This window comes from Amycolatopsis sp. NPDC088138, from assembly GCF_044741685.1.
GTDB lineage: Bacteria > Actinomycetota > Actinomycetes > Mycobacteriales > Pseudonocardiaceae > Amycolatopsis.
Genome location: NZ_JBIUTB010000002.1, coordinates 323,641 through 342,977 on the forward strand (window position 1 = coordinate 323,641; position 19,337 = coordinate 342,977).

At 70.0% G+C, this 19,337-nt stretch carries 21 protein-coding genes; 13 read left to right on the plus strand and 8 right to left on the minus strand.

The genetic code is table 11. The features are described 5' to 3' along the window. The first annotated feature begins 200 nt into the window (after nucleotides 1-200). The gene (locus tag ACIOD2_RS09015) at nucleotides 201-611 is read left to right on the plus strand and encodes a hypothetical protein (protein ID WP_400536141.1); all 411 of its coding nucleotides are present in this window, start codon (nucleotides 201-203) and stop codon (nucleotides 609-611) included. A gap of 41 nt (nucleotides 612-652) precedes the next feature. Here the strand turns inward: ACIOD2_RS09015 and ACIOD2_RS09020 are convergent, their stop codons facing one another. From ACIOD2_RS09020 to efeU, 6 genes are read right to left on the minus strand one after another with little or no spacing between them, the layout of a single operon-like run. After that, nucleotides 653-1,063, minus strand: a complete 411-nt coding sequence (locus ACIOD2_RS09020) for a PPOX class F420-dependent oxidoreductase (RefSeq protein ID WP_400536143.1) — start codon at nucleotides 1,061-1,063, stop codon at nucleotides 653-655. Nucleotides 1,064-1,096: 33 nt separating this feature from the next. Continuing rightward, the gene (locus ACIOD2_RS09025) at nucleotides 1,097-2,239 is read right to left on the minus strand and encodes a GDSL-type esterase/lipase family protein (protein ID WP_400536146.1); all 1,143 of its coding nucleotides are present in this window, start codon (nucleotides 2,237-2,239) and stop codon (nucleotides 1,097-1,099) included. Next, entirely contained in the window at nucleotides 2,236-2,805 is a 570-nt protein-coding gene (locus tag ACIOD2_RS09030; RefSeq protein ID WP_400536149.1) for a TetR/AcrR family transcriptional regulator, read from the minus strand. Before ACIOD2_RS09030 ends, ACIOD2_RS09025 begins: the two co-directional genes overlap by 4 nt. A 48-nt stretch (nucleotides 2,806-2,853) precedes the next feature. Next, entirely contained in the window at nucleotides 2,854-4,110 is a 1,257-nt protein-coding gene (efeB, locus tag ACIOD2_RS09035) for an iron uptake transporter deferrochelatase/peroxidase subunit (RefSeq protein WP_400536152.1), read from the minus strand. After that, complete coding sequence (gene efeO / locus ACIOD2_RS09040; RefSeq protein WP_400536154.1) at nucleotides 4,107-5,267, minus strand: iron uptake system protein EfeO; 1,161 nt, start codon at nucleotides 5,265-5,267, stop codon at nucleotides 4,107-4,109. The genes efeB and efeO overlap by 4 nt, the downstream gene beginning before the upstream one ends. Continuing rightward, nucleotides 5,264-6,109, minus strand: coding sequence for an iron uptake transporter permease EfeU (efeU, locus tag ACIOD2_RS09045; protein ID WP_400536157.1), 846 nt, complete (start codon nucleotides 6,107-6,109; stop codon nucleotides 5,264-5,266). The genes efeO and efeU overlap by 4 nt, the downstream gene beginning before the upstream one ends. A 370-nt stretch (nucleotides 6,110-6,479) precedes the next feature. Between efeU and ACIOD2_RS09050 the strand changes: the two genes are divergently transcribed. After that, nucleotides 6,480-7,226, plus strand: coding sequence for a murein transglycosylase (locus ACIOD2_RS09050; protein WP_400537967.1), 747 nt, complete (start codon nucleotides 6,480-6,482; stop codon nucleotides 7,224-7,226). A 304-nt stretch (nucleotides 7,227-7,530) separates the two neighbouring features. Here ACIOD2_RS09050 and ACIOD2_RS09055 read toward each other — a convergent pair whose 3' ends face one another. Beyond that, nucleotides 7,531-7,932 (minus strand): tetratricopeptide repeat protein, encoded by a 402-nt coding sequence (locus ACIOD2_RS09055; protein ID WP_323323632.1) that lies wholly within the window; start codon nucleotides 7,930-7,932, stop codon nucleotides 7,531-7,533. A 72-nt stretch (nucleotides 7,933-8,004) separates the two neighbouring features. Here ACIOD2_RS09055 and ACIOD2_RS09060 point away from each other — a divergent pair, with 72 nt between their 5' ends. Together ACIOD2_RS09060 and eno are read left to right on the plus strand one after the other, a co-directional pair. Then, entirely contained in the window at nucleotides 8,005-8,451 is a 447-nt protein-coding gene (locus tag ACIOD2_RS09060; protein ID WP_400536159.1) for a VOC family protein, read from the plus strand. Nucleotides 8,452-8,547: 96 nt separating this feature from the next. Continuing rightward, a complete protein-coding gene (gene eno, locus ACIOD2_RS09065) occupies nucleotides 8,548-9,834 on the plus strand; it encodes a phosphopyruvate hydratase (protein ID WP_323323628.1) in 1,287 nt (428 codons plus the stop codon). On the opposite strand, the gene ACIOD2_RS09070 is transcribed toward eno, so the two are convergent. Continuing rightward, on the minus strand, nucleotides 9,818-10,042 hold the full coding sequence (locus ACIOD2_RS09070; protein ID WP_400536162.1) for a hypothetical protein: 225 nt from the start codon (nucleotides 10,040-10,042) through the stop codon (nucleotides 9,818-9,820). The genes eno and ACIOD2_RS09070 overlap by 17 nt on opposite strands. On the opposite strand from ACIOD2_RS09070, the gene ACIOD2_RS09075 reads away from it, so the two are divergent. The 9 genes from ACIOD2_RS09075 (at nucleotide 10,041) to ACIOD2_RS09115 (ending at nucleotide 19,291) form a co-directional block, all read left to right on the plus strand. Next, nucleotides 10,041-10,403 (plus strand): septum formation initiator family protein, encoded by a 363-nt coding sequence (locus tag ACIOD2_RS09075; protein ID WP_400536165.1) that lies wholly within the window; start codon nucleotides 10,041-10,043, stop codon nucleotides 10,401-10,403. The genes ACIOD2_RS09070 and ACIOD2_RS09075 overlap by 2 nt on opposite strands. A gap of 53 nt (nucleotides 10,404-10,456) precedes the next feature. Next, entirely contained in the window at nucleotides 10,457-10,966 is a 510-nt protein-coding gene (locus ACIOD2_RS09080) for a DUF501 domain-containing protein (protein WP_400536167.1), read from the plus strand. 151 nt (nucleotides 10,967-11,117) lie between these two features. Next, a complete protein-coding gene (locus tag ACIOD2_RS09085; protein ID WP_400536169.1) occupies nucleotides 11,118-12,281 on the plus strand; it encodes a lytic transglycosylase domain-containing protein in 1,164 nt (387 codons plus the stop codon). Between the two features lie 27 nt (nucleotides 12,282-12,308). Beyond that, on the plus strand, nucleotides 12,309-13,262 hold the full coding sequence (locus ACIOD2_RS09090; protein ID WP_400536171.1) for an exopolyphosphatase: 954 nt from the start codon (nucleotides 12,309-12,311) through the stop codon (nucleotides 13,260-13,262). 398 nt (nucleotides 13,263-13,660) lie between these two features. Next, the gene (locus tag ACIOD2_RS09095; RefSeq protein WP_400536174.1) at nucleotides 13,661-15,289 is read left to right on the plus strand and encodes an ABC transporter substrate-binding protein; all 1,629 of its coding nucleotides are present in this window, start codon (nucleotides 13,661-13,663) and stop codon (nucleotides 15,287-15,289) included. 91 nt (nucleotides 15,290-15,380) lie between these two features. Beyond that, the gene (locus ACIOD2_RS09100) at nucleotides 15,381-16,310 is read left to right on the plus strand and encodes an ABC transporter permease (protein ID WP_400536176.1); all 930 of its coding nucleotides are present in this window, start codon (nucleotides 15,381-15,383) and stop codon (nucleotides 16,308-16,310) included. Continuing rightward, nucleotides 16,303-17,256: an ABC transporter permease gene (locus tag ACIOD2_RS09105; protein ID WP_400536178.1), complete on the plus strand. Its 954-nt coding sequence runs from the start codon at nucleotides 16,303-16,305 to the stop codon at nucleotides 17,254-17,256. The genes ACIOD2_RS09100 and ACIOD2_RS09105 overlap by 8 nt, the downstream gene beginning before the upstream one ends. A gap of 6 nt (nucleotides 17,257-17,262) precedes the next feature. After that, nucleotides 17,263-18,267 carry an ABC transporter ATP-binding protein gene (locus ACIOD2_RS09110; RefSeq protein WP_400536180.1) on the plus strand — a complete coding sequence of 335 codons (1,005 nt, stop codon included), beginning with the start codon at nucleotides 17,263-17,265 and terminating at the stop codon, nucleotides 18,265-18,267. Then, on the plus strand, nucleotides 18,254-19,291 hold the full coding sequence (locus tag ACIOD2_RS09115; RefSeq protein ID WP_400536182.1) for an ABC transporter ATP-binding protein: 1,038 nt from the start codon (nucleotides 18,254-18,256) through the stop codon (nucleotides 19,289-19,291). The genes ACIOD2_RS09110 and ACIOD2_RS09115 overlap by 14 nt, the downstream gene beginning before the upstream one ends. The last annotated feature ends 46 nt before the right edge of the window (nucleotides 19,292-19,337 follow it).

Here is a 19,337-nt window from a genome sequence, read left to right on the forward strand (position 1 = left end):
ACCGAAGGCCGCGGTCGGGCGTGGGTACGGCAGCCGGACGCGGATGCCGCGTGACCGGTTCCGCCGAGTCACGGGGGACTCTGCCGGAAACGGCTCAACCGAAGGCCGCGGTCAGGCGTGGATGCCGTGGCCGGACGCGGACGACACGCGTGACCGGTTCCGCCGAGTCACGGGGAACTCCGCCCCGGAAAGGAACTTCGTTGCGCGTACTCAAATCCTTGCTGGCCGTCGCCGCGGTCGCCGCCGCCCTGCTCACCGGGACCACCGCCGCCCAGGCGGCCGGAACCGGCTGGACCATGACCTACGGCGCCACCCAAACGAAGGGGGCCGTCACCTGGACCGGCGGCCGCACGATCTACATCTCCGGCTCGCTCCACGCGGCGAGCGGCCTGCGCCGGGTCTGCTACTGGGGCGTCAACGGCAATTACGACACCGGCATCTCGAAGTGCCATGCCGCCGTCGCCGGCGAGACCGTCACCTGGCAGGACGACCCGCTCTCCATCAACATCCCGGGTGGCGTCCAGAAGGTCTACGCGGTGCTGTACATCGACGACTACGTCGGCGTCCACCAGGTGTGGTGCACCCGCGCCGCCTGCGGCACCCTGATGTGACCCCGCGGTGCGGGCACCCCCAGTGCCCGCACCGGCGGCCGTCAGACGTTGCGGATGTTCGTTTCCAGCTCCAGCGGTTCCCGGTCCCAGTCCTCGACGCCGAAGGCGAGGATCCGCTCCGGGTGGATGCGGATCACCGCGTCGTCGAAGTGGTTGTCCGGGAGGCTGACGCCGACCAGCGCCTCGGCGCGGCCGCGGATCTCCAGGCAGCGGACGCGCCACGGGTTCGTCGACGGGAGGTCGTCGACGACGAACGCGACCCGGTCGTTCGTCGCGATGTTGCGGAACTTCTTGCTGGTGCGCAGGTTGTGCCCGGTGACGTCGACGGTCTTCTCGTCCGGGTTGTAGCGGAAGCCGACCGGGTTGACCTGGAGTTTGCCGTCGGGCTGGGCCGTCGCCAGGCGGCCCAGGGGCTGGTCAGCGAGGTACGCGAGCTCTGCTTCGGTGAACATGCGCCCAGCATTCAACTTCAAGCGAGCTTGAAGTCAAGAGAAGACGCCGTCCGAGAACACGAGCTTCGTGAACCGCTCGCCGATCCGGCGGTGCGCCGCGGGGTCCGGGTGCAGGTTGTCCGGCAGCGGGAACTCCGCGAAGTCCGCTTCGCCGTACAGCGCGCGGCCGTCGAGGTAGTGCAGGGCCGGATCGCGGCGAGCCGAAACGATCCGCGCCAGCTCGCTCCGGACGACCTCCAGCGTCAGCTTGCCCGCGGCCGTCTCGGCGGGGTCGCCGGTGGCCCGGAACCGCACCTGCCCGGCGGCCAGCGCCTCGTGGTCGAAGTCCCCGGGCCCGGGGGTCTGCTCGTGGATCGGGCAGAGGATCGGCGAGACGACGAGCAGTGGCGTGTCCGGGTGGCCGTCGCGGATGGTGTCGAGGAACCCGTGCACGGCCGGGCCGAACGCGCGCAGGCGCATCAGGTCGGCGTTGACCACGTTGATGCCGAGCTTGACGCTGATCAGGTCGGCCGGGGTGTCCCGCAGCGCGCGGGCGGTGAACGGGTCGAGCAGCGCGTTGCCGCTGAACCCCAGGTTGATCAGGTCTGCGCCCGCGGCCGTCGCGGCGAGCGCGGGCCAGGTCCCCGACGGGGTCGCGGCGTTCGAGCCGTGGCTGATCGAGCTGCCGTGGTGCAGCCACACCCGGCCGAGCGCCGGCGCGGCCTCGACCGGCGCGTCGGTGCGCAGGGCCACCAGCTCGGTGATCTCGTTGTGCGGCAACCAGATCTCGACGTCCTTGAGGTCGGTGCCCAGCCCGGCGAACCGGACGGTGCCGGCCGGGCCGTCGGCCTGCGAGCCGTTGCCGGTGAGCGGGTCGACGGTCAGCGTGCTGCCGCCCTCGACCACGCCCGACTGCGCGAGCCGGCCGTCGACGAGCAGGTCGTAGACGCCGTCCGGGCGTGGCGGGGTGCCCGCGTAGACCAGTTTCGTGGGCCGGGTTTCCAGCTCGACGACGTCGGCCCGGGTCCGGAACCGCAGCCGGACGCCCGCGGGCTGCGCCTCGGCCATCGCGAGGCGCGGGTCGGTGTTCTGCTCCCGGGCCCGCGCGGGCAGCCGGTGCGGCATCAAGCCCAACTCGGTGGGCTCGAGTTCGAGGGCGCCGCGAACCAAAGATGCGGTGATAGGTGTGGTGATCATGTCTGAGGCCAATCGCGAAGAAGGGTGTCGAGCACGGCGAGGATCCGGGTCCAGGACTCCTGCGAGGCGGGGGAGCTGTGGTCGAAGCCGCCCTGGGACTCCAGGTCGACGTACCCGTGGAAGACGCTGCCCAGCAGCCGGACGGCGTGCGTCTCGTCCGGCCCGGCGAGGTCGTAACCCCGCAGGATCGCGCGCATCATCCGCGAGTGCCGGACCCCGGCACTCGCGGCGGCGGTCTCCGGGTCGAGCCGGAACCGCGCGGCGGCGTACCGCCCGGGGTGTTCCCGGGCGTAGTCGCGGTAGACGTCGGCGAAGGCCACGAGCGCGTCGCGCCCCGCCCGCCCGGCCAGCGCGGCGGCGGCCCGGTCGGCGAGCTCCTCCAGCGCGAGCAGGGCGATCTTCGTCTTCAGGTCGTGCGCGTTCTTGACGTGCGAATAGAGGCTCGCGACCTTGACGTCGAACCGCCGCGCCAGCTCCGACGGCGTCACCTGGTCGAAGCCGGCCTTATCGGCCAGCTCCGCCCCGGCGCGCACGACGCGTTCCGTGGTCAGACCGGCTCGAACCATAACTACACTCCCTTTTGCCTAAAGCGAGTGTAGATCAACCTAAAGGCTTTAGGCAAACAGGGCGTCGCCCCAGGAGCCGGTCGGCGAGACGCCCGGCGGCACCGCGAAGTGCGCCGAACCCGTGTGCTGGACGTACTCCATCATCGCGTCCTTCGCGGACAGCGCCTGCTGCATCGGGACGTACTGCTTGCGGGTGTCCCGGTTGAACGCCAGGAAGAACAGCCCGGCTTCGAGGTGCCCGACACCGTCCGAGCCGTCGACGAAGTTGTACCCGCGGCGCAGGATGCGCGTTCCGTTCAACGCTTGGTGCGACGCGAGCCGGATGTGGGCGTCCTCCGCGATCAGCTTCTCGCCGCCCGCGCCGCCGACGTCCAGGTCGATTTCGTCGAACTCGTTCTGCTGGCCCAGAGCCGCGCCGACGCCCTTGGTGCGGCCGATGATCTGCTGCTGGCCGTCGAGCGTCTCGCGGTCCCACGTCTCGATGTGCATCCGGATCCGGCGCGCCACCAGGTAGCTGCCGCCGGCCATCCAGGCCTGCCCGTCGGCGGGCGTGGCCCACACCTGGTCGCGCAGGTAGTCCGTGTCCTCGGACTTGATGTTGTTCGTGCCGTCCTTGAAACCGAACAGGTTCCGCGGAGTCTGCTGCGCCCGCGACGTCGACGAGCTGCGGCCGAAGCCGAGCTGCGACCAGCGGACCTCGGTGACGCCGAAGCCGAGCCGCACCAGGTTGCGCACCGCGTGCACGGCGACCTGCGGGTCGTCCGCGCACGCCTGGATGCACAGGTCGCCGCCGCTGCGGGCCGGGTCGAGCTTGTCCTTCGGGAACAGCGGGAGGTCGATCAGCTGCGGCGGCCGCTTCGACGCGAGGCCGAAGCGGCCGTCGAACAGCGACGGCCCGAAGCCGATCGTCAGCGTCAGGTGCGACGCCGGCAGGTCGAGTGCCTCGCCGGTGTCGCCCGGCGGGGCGAACTCGCCGCCGCCGACTGCGCCGTTCGGGACGACCTCCTGGCCCGCCGTCATCCGGCGGGCCGCGTCGGTCCACGTCTTGAGCAGCTGCCGCAGCTTCTCGCGGTCGGTGGTCGTCACGTCCAAGGCGGCGAAGTGCAGGTTCGCCTGGGCCGGCGTGACGATCCCGGCCTGGTGCTCGCCGTGGAAGTCGACGGTGGTCACCGACGCCTCGGCGCTGCCGCCGGTCGCCTTGTCGATCCCGATGCCCGCCGCGGCCCCGGCCCCGGCGAGCGCGACACCCGCTCCCGCCAGGCCGAAGAGCTTCCGGCGGGAGACGCGGGTGCCGTCTTCGGTCACTTGGAAACAACCTCCGCAACCTTGCTCAGCGGCTCGCTCAGTGCGTCGACGGCACTGGCGAACGCCTTGATCTCGTCCTGGGACAGCTGGTTGTAGAACTTGTAGCCGTCACCCACGCGCGTCTTGTCGAGCAGGCCCTGCACGTTCGCGAACTCCTTGTCCAAAGTGGACACGAGGGCGGCGTCACGCTCCTGCAGCAGCGGCCGCAGCGAGGCGATCGCGCCCTTCGAGCCGTCCACGTTGGCCTGGAAGTCCCACAGGTCGGTGTGCGAGAAGGTCTCCTCCTCGCCGGTGATCTTGCCGGTGGCGACCTCGTCGAGCAGGCCCTTCGCGCCGTTCGCCAGGTCGAGCGCGGTCAGCTCGAGGGTCTTGGTCTTCGAGACCAGGTCCTTGACGTCGGTGAGCAGCTTGTCCGCGATCTGCGAGCTGTCCGGCTTGAGGCCGGTCACGTAGAGGTCCTTCTCCAGCCGGTGGAACCCGGTGAACTGCTGGTTCGGCTCGAGGTCGGCCTCGCGCACGTCGATGGCCGGGTCCAGGTCGCCGAACTTCTCGGCCACCGGCTCGATGCGCTCGTAGTAGATGCGGGTGGTCGCGTACGCGGCCTTCGCCTCGTCGACCTTGCCGGCCTTGACGAGGTCGACGAACTTGCCCGTCTGCTCGTCCAGCGCGGCGGTGTTGTTCGCGACGTAGTCGGCGTAGCTCTTGGTGGCCGCGGCCTTCTGCGCGTTGGCGTCGGCCTGCTTCGGCGCGCCACCGGTGATGGTGAAGTCGCCGCGGATGCCGTTGCCTGCCATGCCCGGCTTGCACGCGGTCTGGTACTTGCCCGCGTCGGAGGCCTCGACGATCAGCCGCCGGTTGAGGCCCGGGGCGATGTTCTCGACCTCGCCCAGGATCCGGTCGCCCTCGGCGTAGAGGTAGAACTCGGTGACCTTGCTGCCCTTGTTGGTGATCTCGAAGGTCACGTTGCCCGCGGCGGCGGTGTTGACCGAGACGTTGCACGCGGTGTCCGAGGCTTCGACCTTGATCGGGCCGCCGGCGGCGCCCGTTTCGGTGCCGGAGCCGGTGCTGCCCTGGCCGTCGCACGCGGCCAGCGTCACCAGCGCGGCGGCACCGGCCACCAGGGCCAGCGGGGTTCTGTGGGTCTTGCGCACGGTCACTCCTTCGGGGCGGCCGCGGCGGCGGGCGCCGGCGCGGTCTTCTTGCTGGGCTTGAGGAAAAGGGGCAGCACGATGACGACGTAGGCGACCCACGCGATGGCCTGCAGCACGGTCGTCTGCTGCGAGTAGTTGAGGATGCCCTTGAGCAGGGCGCCGTACCAGGACGTCTCCGGCAGCACGTTCGAAGCGTCGAAGGCGAGGGTGTTGATGCCGGGCAGGAACGCGGCCTCCTGCAGGTCGTGCAGGCCGTAACCGAGCACGCCGGCGGCGACGAACACCAGCAGCACGCCGGTGATCGTGAAGAACTTCGACAGGTTGAACCGGACGGCGCCGCGGTAGAGCAGCCAGGCCAGCACGACCGCGGCGAGGATGCCGACGGCGAACCCGATCAGCGGCTGCACGGTGTCGGACTGAGCGGTCTGCACGGCGGAGTAGAAGAACACCGCGGTCTCGAGACCTTCGCGGCCGACCGCGAGGAAGGACAGCAGCAGCACGGCCATCGGGCCGACGTCGAGCGCGTCGTCCATCTTCCCGCGCAGCTCGGCGGCGATGCTCTTGGACGCCTTGCGCATCCAGAAGATCATCGCCGTGACGAACACGACGGCGACGATCGAGAGGCTCCCGCCGAGCAGCTCCTGGTGCTCGAACGACAGCTGGGCGGTCGTGTAGGTGAGCACGGCGCCGACGGCGACCGACAGCAGCACCGCGGCGCCGACGCCGGGCCACACCCAGCGCAGCGCGTGGCGCCGGTCGGTCTTGACCAGGAAGGCCACGAGAATGCTGACGACCAGCGCGGCCTCCAGGCCTTCACGCAGTCCGATCAGCGCGCTCGAGAACAACAACGGTCCGCCTCCTGTTTTCGTCCGCCCCCGTGAAGTTTTTAGGTAAGGCTCACCTGTAAGTCCAGCGAGGGTACGTCCGGGAGAGACGGCGGAACCGGGCAAAACGGACCGGAAAGCGAAGTTAGGTTAGGGTAACCGCAGGTCAGCGTGCTGCGCGTCGACTCGATAACAAAATCTGTGACGTCGCTGGCAGCGGACCTGTTTTAACCGTGCGTTTGCCTGGTCAGGCGATCGGGGTCCCTCTTGAGTGGCTCCGTAACCTGTTCGGGTGGCCGATACCGCTCAGCCGACCGTCACACCTCCGGACTCGCCGCCCTCGGGCGGTCCACCGAGGCGCTATCTCAGCCGGGCGGCTCTCGCGGTGGTCCTCGTGGTCGCCGGGGTGGTCCTGGTGCTCACCATCGGTGTCCGGAACCCGAAAGCGCCGGCGGCGCCACCGCCGGTCCAGCCGGCGCTGGCCATCCCGCAGCAGCGCCCGCAGCCCGGTGCGGAGTCACCACGGGCCGGGCTCGCCGCACCGGTCGACCGGCCCGCGGTCTCCGACCAGGCCGAGCTCGACGCGTGGGCGGCCAGGGTCGCGGGCAAGACGCACATCCCGGCACGCGTGGTTTCGGCGTACGGCCGGGCGGAGATGTGGATGCAGCGGCAGAAGCCGTCGTGCCACCTCTCGTGGGCGACGCTCGCCGGCATCGGCCGGGTCGAGGCCGAGCGCGGGAAGTTCGACCTCTCGGCGATCCGGCCGGACGGGCGGCTGGTGATGCCGGTCGTCGGGCCGCCGCTGGACGGCTCGCCCGGCGTCCCGGCGGTGCACGACACCGACGGCGGCAAGCTCGACGGCGACAAGTCGTGGGACCACCTGATCGGCCCGCTGCAGTTCCAGCCGTCGACGTGGAAGAAGTACCAGGAGCGCGCCAACGGCGACGGCGGCACGCCCGACCCCCAGAACGTCGACGACGCGGCCTTCACGGCGGCGCGCTACCTGTGTTCGGGCGGCGACGACCTGGGCACGCCGGCGGGCTGGTGGCGCGCGGTGCTGTTCTACAACCCGGCCGTGACGTACGGCCAGGACATCTTCAGCGCGGCGGACGCCTACGCGGAGGCGAGCGTCGCACCCTGACGCGAAGGCTCCGCGGCGTCGTCGACGGGCATGCGGCCAAGACGTGCCCGGCGCCCGACGCGGCGGAAGCTCGCGTCGATCACAGCTCGCGGTCGGCGAACAGCGGCGTCACGGCCATCAGCACCAGCAGCAACAGCCCGGCGTACGCACCCAATGTGGCGAAGATCGACATTTCCGGTTCCTCCCTGTTCGGTCTGGAACCAGCTTCTCCCGGAACGGGGTGCGCGCGGATCGGCCGAGGGGCCCGCGAACATCAGCCGAAAGTACGGTCGTCCGGCCCTGGTCGTCGTCCTTCCGGAGGACTTCAGTCCCGGAGGGCGATGTGCGCCTTGACCTCGCTGATCGCTTCCAGGTACTCCGGCACCGGGTTCATCGCCGAAGCGATCTTCAGCTGCGCCAGCGCCTCGACGAACCGGCCGAGGCGCTGCAGGGTGCGGCCGAGCAGGAACCGGGCGTAGTGGTCCGTCGGATCCAGCTCGAGCACCCGGGTCAGCGCCTGCTCCGCCCGGCGCAGCTGCGCCGAGTGGAAGTACGCGCGGCCGGCCAGCAGGTGCACCGATGGCTTGTCCGTTTCGGATTCCAGGAGCGGTTGCAACGCCTTCAGCGCGTCGAGCGGGCGACGGCGGCCGACGAGCTCTTCGGCCTGGCGGAAGGCATGGAACCGCGACTCCTCGGGAGGCTGCGAAGCAGCTGCGGCGTCCGTCATGGTCACTCCGACTTTACCTCGGGAGAGGGCCTAACACACGTCCGTGAACGGGACGTGATGGACTCTGGCGCCATGAGCAGCGGGTACCGGGGCCTGGCGCCCTACCTCTACTACGCCGACGCCACCGCGGCGCTGGCCTGGCTGACCAGGGTCTTCGGGTTCACCGAGGAGGTCCGCTTCTGCGACGCCGCGGGCGAGGTCTTCCAGGCGACGCTCCGCGCGGGCGAAGCGCGGATCCAGCTCGCGGGCGTCGGCCCGGACTACTGGCAGGCCAAGGGCGTCGACAGCCCGGTCGGGCAGCTCAACATCCTGTACGTGGACGACGTCGACGCCTGCTACCGGCGGGTCGAGGCGGCGCTCGGCGAGGAGGGCGAGCTCGAACCGCCGCAGGACCAGCCCTACGGCGCGCGGGTGTTCACCGTCGCCGATCTCGGCGGCAACAGCTGGACGTTCTGGCAGCAGACGTCCGACACGGTCGAGCTGCCGCCGGGCTGGCAGGCGGTCCGCGCGGAGGACTGAGAGCCGCCCGCTACCGGCCGTGCCTCCAACGGGTGAACCGCGGTCACGGCTAGGCTGGCCTCGTTATCGCAGGCACGACGCACCGAGGAGCATGGCGTGGCTCTCATCGAGCAGGTAGGCGCGCGCGAGATTCTGGACTCGCGCGGCAACCCGACCGTCGAGGTGGAGGTGGCTCTCGACGACGGCACCCTGGCGCGGGCCGCGGTCCCGTCGGGTGCGTCCACCGGCGAACACGAAGCGGTCGAGCTCCGTGACGGCGACACCGGCCGCTACAACGGCAAGGGCGTCGAGCGCGCGGTCGCCGCGGTGCTCGACGAGATCGGCCCGGAGATGGTCGGCATCGAAGCCGTCGACCAGCGGATCGTGGACCAGAAGCTGGTCGACCTCGACGGCACGCCGTCGAAGTCCCGCCTCGGCGCGAACGCGATCCTCGGCGTCTCGCTGGCCGTCGCGAAGGCCGCCGCCGAGTCGGCCGAGCTGGAGCTCTTCCGCTACCTGGGCGGGCCGAACGCGCACGTGCTGCCGGTCCCGATGCTGAACATCCTCAACGGCGGTTCGCACGCGGACAGCAACGTCGACGTCCAGGAGTTCATGATCGCGCCGATCGGCGCGGAGACCTTCCGCGAGGCCCTGCGCTGGGGCGCCGAGGTCTACCACTCGCTGAAGTCGGTGCTGAAGGGCCGCGGCCTTTCGACCGGTCTGGGCGACGAAGGCGGCTTCGCGCCGAACCTGGCGAACAACCGCGAGGCGCTCGACCTGATCCTGCAGGCCATCGAGAAGGCCGGGTACGCACCGGGCCGCGACGTCGCGCTCGCGCTCGACGTCGCCGCGACGGAGTTCTTCGCCGACGGCGCGTACACCTTCGAGGGCAGCAAGAAGAGCGCCGAGCAGATGTCGGCCTACTACGCCGAGCTGATCCGCGACTACCCGATGGTCTCCATCGAAGACCCGCTGAGCGAGGACGACTGGGACGGCTGGGTCACCCTGACCGCCGAGGTCGGCGAGAAGGTCCAGATCGTCGGCGACGACCTGTTCGTCACCAACCCGGACCGGCTCGAGGAGGGCATCACCCGCCGCGCCGCGAACGCGCTGCTGGTGAAGGTCAACCAGATCGGCACCCTGTCCGAGACGCTCGACGCGATCTCGCTGGCCACGTCGTTCGGCTACAAGTCGATGATGAGCCACCGCTCCGGGGAGACCGAGGACACCTTCATCGCGGACCTGGCGGTCGCCACCGGCGTCGGCCAGATCAAGACCGGTGCCCCGGCCCGCGGCGAGCGGATCGCCAAGTACAACCAGCTGCTGCGCATCGAGGAGACCCTCGGTGACGCCGCCCGGTACGCCGGCGAGCTGGCCTTCCCGCGGTTCAGCGCCGAGGGCTGAGCATGGCGGACCGGGGGAGGGCACCACGCAGCCGGGGCGGCAGCCGCGCCGCCGGTGGCGGTGCCACGCGGGTCGGCGGGTCTTCACGGGCTCGCCGCCCCGAGGCGGCACGGGCCCGCCGCACCGGCGACGCGGAGACGACCAGGGCCCGGCTGCGCCGGGGCTTGGCGCAGAAGCGCGCGTCGGGTGCGGCGAAGGTGCTCGGCATGTCCACCACCCGCCGCGCGGCGGTGGTGGCGATCGTGGTGTGCGCGCTGGCGTTCACCATCGCCGTCCCGCTGCGCACGTACCTCTCCCAGCGGACCGAGATCCGCCAGCAGCAGGCCCAGCAGGCGCTGCTGCAGCAGACGGTCGCTCAGCTCCAGGGCCGCAAGGCCGAGCTGAGCGACCCGGCGCAGATCGAGGCGGAGGCCCGCCGGCGGCTCCGGTACGTCAAGCCGGGCGAGACGCCGTACATCGTCCAGCTGCCGGAGGACAAGGCGCCGGACGCGGTCCCGCAGTCGGGACAGCAGCAGATCCCGGACGGCTCCTGGTACGACAACCTCTGGAACCAGGTCTCGGGCGGCTAGCCGCGCTCGGGGCCCGGCTCGGGTGGTGAGCCTCACGCACTAACCTTGAGCGCGTGAACAGCACGCAGCAGCACCGGTTCGAGCCCGTCACCGACGCCGACCGCGAGATCATCGCGGAGCAGCTCGGGCGGCCGCCGCGGGCGCTGCGGGCCGTCGCCGCGCGGTGCCCGAGCGGGCACCCCTCCGTGGTGCAGACCAGCCCGCGGCTGGAGAACGGCACGCCGTTCCCGACCCTCTACTACCTCACGTGCCCGAAGCTGAATTCGATGATCGGCACGATCGAGGCGTCCGGGATCATGAAGGAGATGACCGAGCGGCTCTCCACCGATCCGGAGCTGGCCGCGCTGTACCAGCGCACCCACGAGACGTACCTCGCCGAGCGGGACGCGATCGAGCCGCTCGGCCACCAGGTCACCGCCGGTGGCATGCCGGGCCGCGTCAAGTGCCTGCACGTGCACGTGGCCCACTCGCTCGCGGTCGGTCCCGGGGTGAATCCGTTCGGTGACGAGACGCTGGCGCTCCTTAAGGCGAACGGGTGGCCCACGGGAGAGTGTGCCGAGTAACGAACGCGGGCTGTGAAGAGATAACTGGGCTGGGTGAGCTAAATCCCCGGTTCGGGAAGATCCCGACTCCCGAAGGGGTGAAACCGCGCCCCGGGTACGGCAGGCTGTCACCCGAGGGTGGGGACCGGTCCGGCCAGGAGGGTTTCGAGTTATGCGCGTGCGGCGACTGCCTGACGCAGTCGGCAGCTACACCCGAAGATTCGGGATCCGCCACCGCAGCGCGTACCCGCTGATCACCGGTGTCCTCGCGGTGATCCCGGCGCTGGTGGCCGGAGCGGTCACGCTCGGCTGGCTCGGCGGGAGCGGTGACCACACCCGCGACGCCGCGCTCGGCCAGGGTTACGACCCCGGACACGCCGCCCTCCAGCAGATCGCCGTCGACGGCACCCTCCCCGGCGCGCCCATCCCGCTGCCGCTGCCGGCCTACGAGCTGCCCGACGGCCCCCTCGGCATCCCGGCCACCGCGCTCGCCGCGTACCACAACGCCGCCGACATCCTCGGCCGCGAGCAGCCCGCGTGCCACATCGACTGGGCCCTGATCGCCAGCATCGGCCGCATCGAGTCCAACCACGCCCGCGGCGGGTACGTCGACGCGAACGGCACCACCCGCGAGCCGATCCTCGGCCCGGAGCTCAACGGCCAGGGCGGCTTCGCCGCGATCCCGGACACCGACCACGGCCTGCTCGACACGGACCCGGTGTGGGACCGCGCGGTCGGCCCGACCCAGTTCATCCCGGGGACCTGGCGCGGTTACGCCTCCGACGGCAACGGCGACGGCAAGTCCGACCCGAACAACATCTTCGACGCGGCCCTGGGCACCGGCCGCTACCTCTGCTCGGGCGGCTTCGACCTGACGAACCCGGACCAGCTGCGCGGCGCGATCTACCGCTACAACAATTCCGACACGTACGTGAACACGGTGATCCTCTGGGCCGACGCCTACCGCAGCGGCATCATGCAGATCCCGGACAGCACGGTCCCGATCGGCGCGCCCAACGCGGCGCTGGGGCCCCCGCCGCCGTCGGTCCCGCCCCCGCCGGTCCCCACGACGACGCCGACCGCCCCGCCGACGTCCACCACCACGCCGCCGCCGGGCACCACGTCGACACCGCCGTGCGCTTCGCCGACGACGACGGTGACCACGACGACCGAAACGTCGACCACGACCGTTCCGTCGACCACACCGAGCGGCCCGAGCACCGAGCCGCCGGCTTCCTCGTCGCCGACGCCCCCACCCCCGACGTGCGGCGAGACGGTCACCTCGGTGACCACGACGACCACCCCGACCACGACCACGGTGACACCCACCAGCTGAGGAGCCCGTGACAGCTAGGGTGATCTCATGCCTCGTGTTGCCGCGATCGACTGTGGGACCAACTCCATCCGCCTGCTCGTCGCCGAGCTGACCCCGCGCCACGACGGCACGGTGGACCTGCGCGACCTGCACCGCGAGATGCGGATCGTCCGGCTCGGCCAGGGTGTCGACGCCACCGGCAAGCTCGCTCCGGAAGCCCTGGAGCGGACGAGGGCCGCGCTCGCCGACTACACGATCGCGGCCCGCCGCAAGGGGGCCGAGAAGGTGCGCATGGTCGCCACCTCCGCGACCCGCGACGCGAGCAACCGCGACGAGTTCTTCCGCATGACCCGCGAGACCCTCGGCACCGAGGCCGAGGTGATCAGCGGCGACGAGGAGGCCCGGCTGTCGTTCACCGGCGCCGTCGGGGAGCAGGACCCGGACGACGGCCCGTTCGTCGTGGTCGACGTCGGGGGCGGCTCGACCGAGCTCGTCCTCGGCACCTGGGACGGCCGCAAGGCCGAGGTGCTCGCCGCGAAGTCCGTCGACATCGGGTGCGTCCGGATCACCGAGCGCGCCCTCAAGAGCGACCCGCCGACCGCCGAGGAGATCACCACCGCGCGCGAGCTGGCCGGGAAGGTGCTGACCGAGGCCTTCGACGTCGTCGACGTCTCGCGCGCCCGCACGTGGGTGGGCGTCGCGGGCACGGTGACCACGCTCTCGGCCATCGCGCTCGGGCTGCCGGAGTACGACAGCGAGCGCGTCCACCTGTCGAAGCTCGGCCCCGCGGACATCGACCGGCTCGCCTCGGAGCTGCTCGCCGCGGACCACGCCACCCGCGCGGCCAACCCGGTGATCCACCCGGGCCGGGTCGACGTGATCGGCGGCGGCGCCGTGGTGGTCCAGACCCTCGCCGAGCAGCTCGCGGCCCGCGGCGGCCCGACCGAGCTGGTGATCAGCGAGCACGACATCCTCGACGGCATCGCGCTGTCACTCGCCTGATCCGGTAGCCGCCGAAGGGCGGCGCTCCCGCTCCTGCCACGCGCGAACCGCCGACGCGGTTTAGGTGGTGGCCCGCTCTTTCGCTCGTCCAGACCAGTCACAGCCAGTGCCTTCGACGTTACGCGTCCGCGGCGGTGGTCCAGGCCACCGCCGTCCCGTTCGCGTGCCCGAAAGGGCTTGTGCCACAACGGAATTCGCGGCCAACCCTCGGTGAGCGCCCGATGACCCGGCGTCCGCGCTGGGCCGTCCGGAGTATCCGAATTCCAACCTTTGTTGTGCTCCAACCAGGTGGTCCTGACGGTCGTCACACATTTGCAACACCGCAGTCCTGTGATCGGCTTCGCCGCCCCCGATAGCGTGCGTCCCATCTTTCGGACAGCCGGATAGTGGAGGGGATCATGCGTCGTTCGCGCAGGCTCTGGGGAAGTTCCGCGGTGGTGACCACGCTGGCATTGGTGCTCGCCGCCTGTGGCGGCGGGTCATCGGGTGACTCCGCGGGCGCGGGCGGGACGGACCCGGACGGCACGGTGAGCGTCTACGGCACCGAACCGCAGAACTCGCTGGTCCCCACCAACACCAACGAGCTGGGCGGCACCAAGGCGATCCAGCCGATGTTCGCCACCCTGGTCGGCTTCAAGGGAGCGGACGCACAGCCGTTCAACCTGATGGCCGACTCGATCACGACGACCGACTCCAAGGTCTACGACATCAAGATCAAGCAGGGCTGGAAGTTCCACGACGGCACCGAGGTGAAGGCGCACAACTTCATCGACGCCTGGAACTACGGCGCCTACGCCCCCAACGGGCAGCTCAACACCGACTTCTTCTCGAACATCGCGGGGTACAAGGACGTCCACCCCGCCGACGAGAACGCCAAGCCGGCCACGGACAAGATGTCCGGTTTGGTCGCCAAGGGCGACTACGAGTTCCAGGTGACGCTGGACGCGCCGTTCTCAGTGTTCTCGATCAAGGTCGGGTACACCGCCTTCGCGCCGCTGCCCGACTCGTTCTTCAAGGACCCCAAGGGCTTCGAGGCGCACCCGATCGGCAACGGCCCGATGAAGTTCGTCTCGCGGTCGCCGAACCAGAGCATCAAGCTCACCCGCTTCGACGACTACAAGGGTGAGGACAAGGTCCACTTCAAGGACCTCGACATCAAGATCTACGCCAGCCAGGAGACGGCCTACCAGGACCTCCTGAGCGGTCGCCTCGACTTCATGGAGGCGCTGCCGCCGTCGGCCGTCGCGGGCGGCAAGTACAAGGCCGACCTCGGCGACCGCCTGGTCACCGGCCACCTGCTGGGCATCAGCACCATCGCCGTGCCGTACTACGTCCCGGGTTACGACAACCTCGAACTGCGCAAGGCGATCTCGATGGCGATCGACCGGGCGCAGATCACCAAGACCGTCATGAACGACACCTACGTGCCGGCCGACGGCTACATCTCGCAGGGCATCGCCGGCGCTCGCGCGGGTGTCTGCCAGTTCTGCAAGTTCGACCCGGCCGCGGCGAAGGAAGCCTTCGCGAAGTCCGGCTTCAAGGGCAAGCTGACCATCGCCTCCAACGCGGACGGCGGCCGCAAGGAACCGCTGGTCGCGGCGTGCAACAGCATCAAGAACACCCTCGGCGTCGAGTGCGACTTCGTGCCGGCCACCGACTTCGGCCAGTGGCGCAGCATCGTGACCGGCAAGAAGCTGACGGGCATGGGCCGGTCGGACTGGTCCGCGGACTACCCGTCCATCGAGGACTTCCTCAACCCGATCTACAAGACCGGCGGGTCCTCGAACGACTCCGACTACTCGAACCCGCAGGTCGACGCGGCCCTCGCGCAGGCCGACGGCACGGCCGACAAGGACGCCGCCGTCAAGCTGTACCAGCAGGCCGAGGACCTGATCGCCAAGGACCTGCCCTCGATCCCGGTGTGGGACGAGAAGGGTGTCGCGGCGAAGTCGAAGAACCTCAAGTCGGCGGCCCTGGACTTCCGCCGCATGCCGGACTACCCGTCCATCGAGGTCCTGAAGAAGTAGTGCCGCGCTGATCTGCCGCAACCACCACCACGGCGTCGTGGGCGGGAGCACCTTCCCGCCCACGGCGCCCGGCGCGCACTAGGAACTCGTCATGATCCGTTATGTCCTTCGACGGCTGCTCCAGCTGATCCCGGTCTTCTTCGGCACCACGTTCCTGATCTACGTGCTGGTCTGGGCCGTGCCCGGCGACCCGTTCGCCGGCAAGTGCGGGCAGACGGCCTGCCCCGCGGCGTACGTCGCCCAGATGACCGAAAAGTTCCACCTGAACGACAACCTGTTCGTCCAGTACTTCAAGTACCTCGGAAGCCTGTTCACCGGCGAGTGGGGCGAAACCTTCAACGGCACCTCGGTCGGCGAGCTCATCGCGACGTCGTACCCGATCACCCTGCGCCTGGCCGTGGTCGCGGTCGTCATCGAAGCCGTGATCGGCCTCGCCGCCGGCGTGCTGACCGGCCTGCGCGGCAAGGGTTTCCTCGACAACCTGGTGCTGGTCTCGACCACCTTCCTGATCTCGCTGCCGGTGTTCGTCACCGCGATCGTGCTGCAGCTGGTCCTGGGCACCAACGGCCTCGGCCTGATCGAGGCCAGCGTGTCGGACAACCCCAGCGTCGGCGAGCTGATCGTGCCCGGCATCGCGCTCGGCAGCCTGTCCATGGCCTACGTCGCCCGGCTGTCGAGAACGAGCATCGCCGAAAACCGCCGCGCCGACTACGTCCGGACGGCGATCGCGAAGGGCCAGCCCACCCGCCGCGTCGTCGGCGTCCACCTGCTGCGCAACTCGGTGATCCCGGTGCTGACGTTCCTCGGCACCGACCTCGGCGCCCTGATGGGCGGCGCGATCGTCACCGAAGGCGTGTTCAACATCAACGGCCTGGGCGGGCTCATCTTCCGCGGCATCCAGAACCGGGAGAGCGCCACCGTCGTCGGCGTGGTCGTCCTGCTGGTGCTGGTGTACCTGCTGATGAGCCTGATCGTCGACCTGCTCTACGCCGTTCTCGACCCGAGGATCCGCTATGACTGACCCGAACCTGGTGGGCGGCGGCGGGGCCGACGCGGCCGAGCTGTCCCGTGTCGACGACTCCGCCACCGGCCAGCAGAAACCCCGCAGCCTGTGGGCCGACGCCTGGCGCCAGCTGCGCCGCAAGCCGGCGTTCGTCGCGTCGGCGGTGATCATCCTGGTCATCGTGCTGATCGCGATCGCGCCGGGCCTGTTCAGCTCGCGCGACGCGGGCTTCAGCGATCTGGCGCACGCCAACGAAGGACCGTCCGGGGACGCCTGGTTCGGCTACGACAACCAGGGTGCCGACGTCTACGCCCGCACGATCTACGGCACCCGCGCGTCGCTGCTGGTCGGGGTGTTCTCGACGCTGCTGACCGTCCTGTTCGGCTCGCTCGTCGGCATCCTCGCCGGCTACTACGGGCGGTTCGTGGACAGCCTGCTGTCGCGGTTCGGCGACATCTTCGCCGGCCTGCCGTTCGTGCTCGGCGCGATCGTCATCCTGACGACGTTCAACGCGCCCGGCACGAACCCGGGCGCGGTCACGATCATCGTCCAGGTGGTCTGCTCGATCGCGGTGCTGAGCTGGCCGGTGGCCATGCGCATCATGCGGTCGGCGACGCTGGTGGCCAAGCAGCTCGACTACGTCAAGGCCGCGCGCGGCCTCGGCGCGAGCACGCCGCGGATCATCTTCCGCCACCTGCTGCCGAACACGCTCGCGCCGGTGCTGGTGTACGCCACCATCGCGCTCGGCGCGTTCATCGGCGCCGAGGCGACGCTGGCCTACCTCGGCATCGGCGTGCGCGCGCCGGTGATCTCGTGGGGCGTGATGATCAGCGACTCGCGGGACTACTTCCGCAGTGACCCGCACATGCTGCTGTTCCCCGGTGCCTTCGTCACCCTGACCGTGCTGGCCTTCGTGATGCTGGGTGACGGCATCCGCGACGCGCTCGATCCGAAGTCGAGGTAGATCCCCTTGTCCGACAACGAACTCCTGCTCGAAGTAGAGGATCTGCACGTCGAGTTCCGGACGTCCGACGGTGTGGCGAACGTGCTCAACGGCGTCGGCTACTCCGTGCACGCCGGGGAGACGCTGGCGGTGCTCGGCGAGTCCGGCTCCGGCAAGAGCGTCACCGCGCAGACCGTGATGGGCATCCTCGACATGCCGCCCGGCGTGATCACCGGCGGTGCCGTGCGCTGGCGCGGCGAGGACCTGCTGACGGCGTCCGAAGACCGCCGCCGGGAGGTGCGCGGCAGCGAGATCGCGATGATCTTCCAGGACGCGCTCTCCGCGCTGAACCCGGTGTTCACCGTGGGGTTCCAGATCGAGGAGCAGCTGCGCGTGCGGCTCGGGATGTCCAAGAAGGACGCCCGCAAGCGCGCGATCGAGCTGCTGGACATCGTCCGCATCCCGGCCGCCGACCGGCGGATCAAGGACTACCCGCACCAGTTCTCCGGCGGGATGCGCCAGCGCGCGATGATCGCGATGTCGCTGGCGCTGGACCCGGACCTGCTCATCGCCGACGAGCCGACCACCGCGCTCGACGTCACCGTGCAGGCCCAGATCATGGACCTGCTGGGCGAGATCCAGGCGGAACGGCAGATGGGGCTCGTCCTCATCACGCACGACCTCGGTGTGGTCGCCGAGGTCGCGGACCGGATCGCGGTGATGTACGCGGGCCGGATCGTGGAGCAGGCCGACGTCGTCGAGCTGTTCCGCGCGCCGGCCCACCCCTACACCGCCGCGCTGATGGACTCCCTGCCCCGCCTCGACCTCAAGGGACAGACGCTGGAGACCATCAAGGGCCTGCCGCCGAGCCTGCTCGACGTCCCGCCCGGCTGTCCGTTCCACCCGCGGTGCAAGCGGGCCGAAGACCGGTGTTCGTCGGAAGTCCCGCCCTCGCGCGGGATCGGCTTCGGCCGGACGAGCGCGTGTCACTTCGCCGATGATGTGGTGGTGAACTCCCGTGGCAGTGTCTGATTCCGCCTCCGCTGAGAAGCGCACGTCGGCGGACCCGATCCTCTCGGTCAGTGACCTGACGAAGTACTTCCCGGTCCGCACCGGAATCCTGTTCAAGCGCACGGTCGGCCAGGTCAAGGCGGTCGACGGCGTCTCGTTCGACCTGCTGCCCGGCGAGACCCTCGGGGTCGTCGGCGAGTCCGGCTGCGGGAAGTCGACGCTGGCGCAGGTCCTGATGCGCCTGGAGGAGCCGACCGGCGGCACCGCGAAGTTCGAAGGGCGCGACATCTTTTCGATGCGCGGCAACGAGCTGCGCAAGCTGCGGCGCGAGATCCAGATCGTGCTGCAGGACCCGTACACGTCGCTGAACCCGCGGATGACCGTCGGCGACATCGTCGGCGAGCCGTTCGAGATCCACACCGACGTCGCACCGAAGGGCTCGCGGGCGAAGAAGGTGCAGGAGCTGCTGGAGGTGGTCGGGCTCAACCCCGAGCACCTCAACCGCTACCCGCACCAGTTCTCCGGCGGGCAGCGCCAGCGCATCGGCATCGCGCGGGCGCTGGCGCTGCGGCCCAAGGTGATCATCTGCGACGAGCCCGTGTCCGCGTTGGACGTCTCGATCCAGGCCCAGGTGATGAACCTGCTGGGCGACCTGCAGGACGAGTTCGGGCTGTCGTACGTCTTCATCGCGCACGACCTTTCGGTGGTGCGGCACCTGTCCAACCGGGTCGCGGTGATGTACCTCGGCAAGATCGTCGAGATCGGCACGGACGAGGAGATCTACGAGCGACCGTCCCACCCGTACACCCAGGCGCTGCTTTCCGCGGTACCGGTGGCGGACCCGTCGGTGCGCGGGCAGCGGCAGATCATCCGGCTCGAGGGTGACGTCCCGAGCCCGCTGGATCCCCCGTCCGGCTGCCGGTTCCGGACGCGGTGCTGGAAGGCGCAGGACCGCTGCGCCGAGGAGGTCCCGGAGCTGGTGCCCCGGACGGACGGTCACTTGTCAGCATGTCACTTCGCCGAACAGAAGTCGGTTGTTCCGTAACGTACGTTTGGCCGTTGTAACCACAATGTCCGATCTATACGGTGCA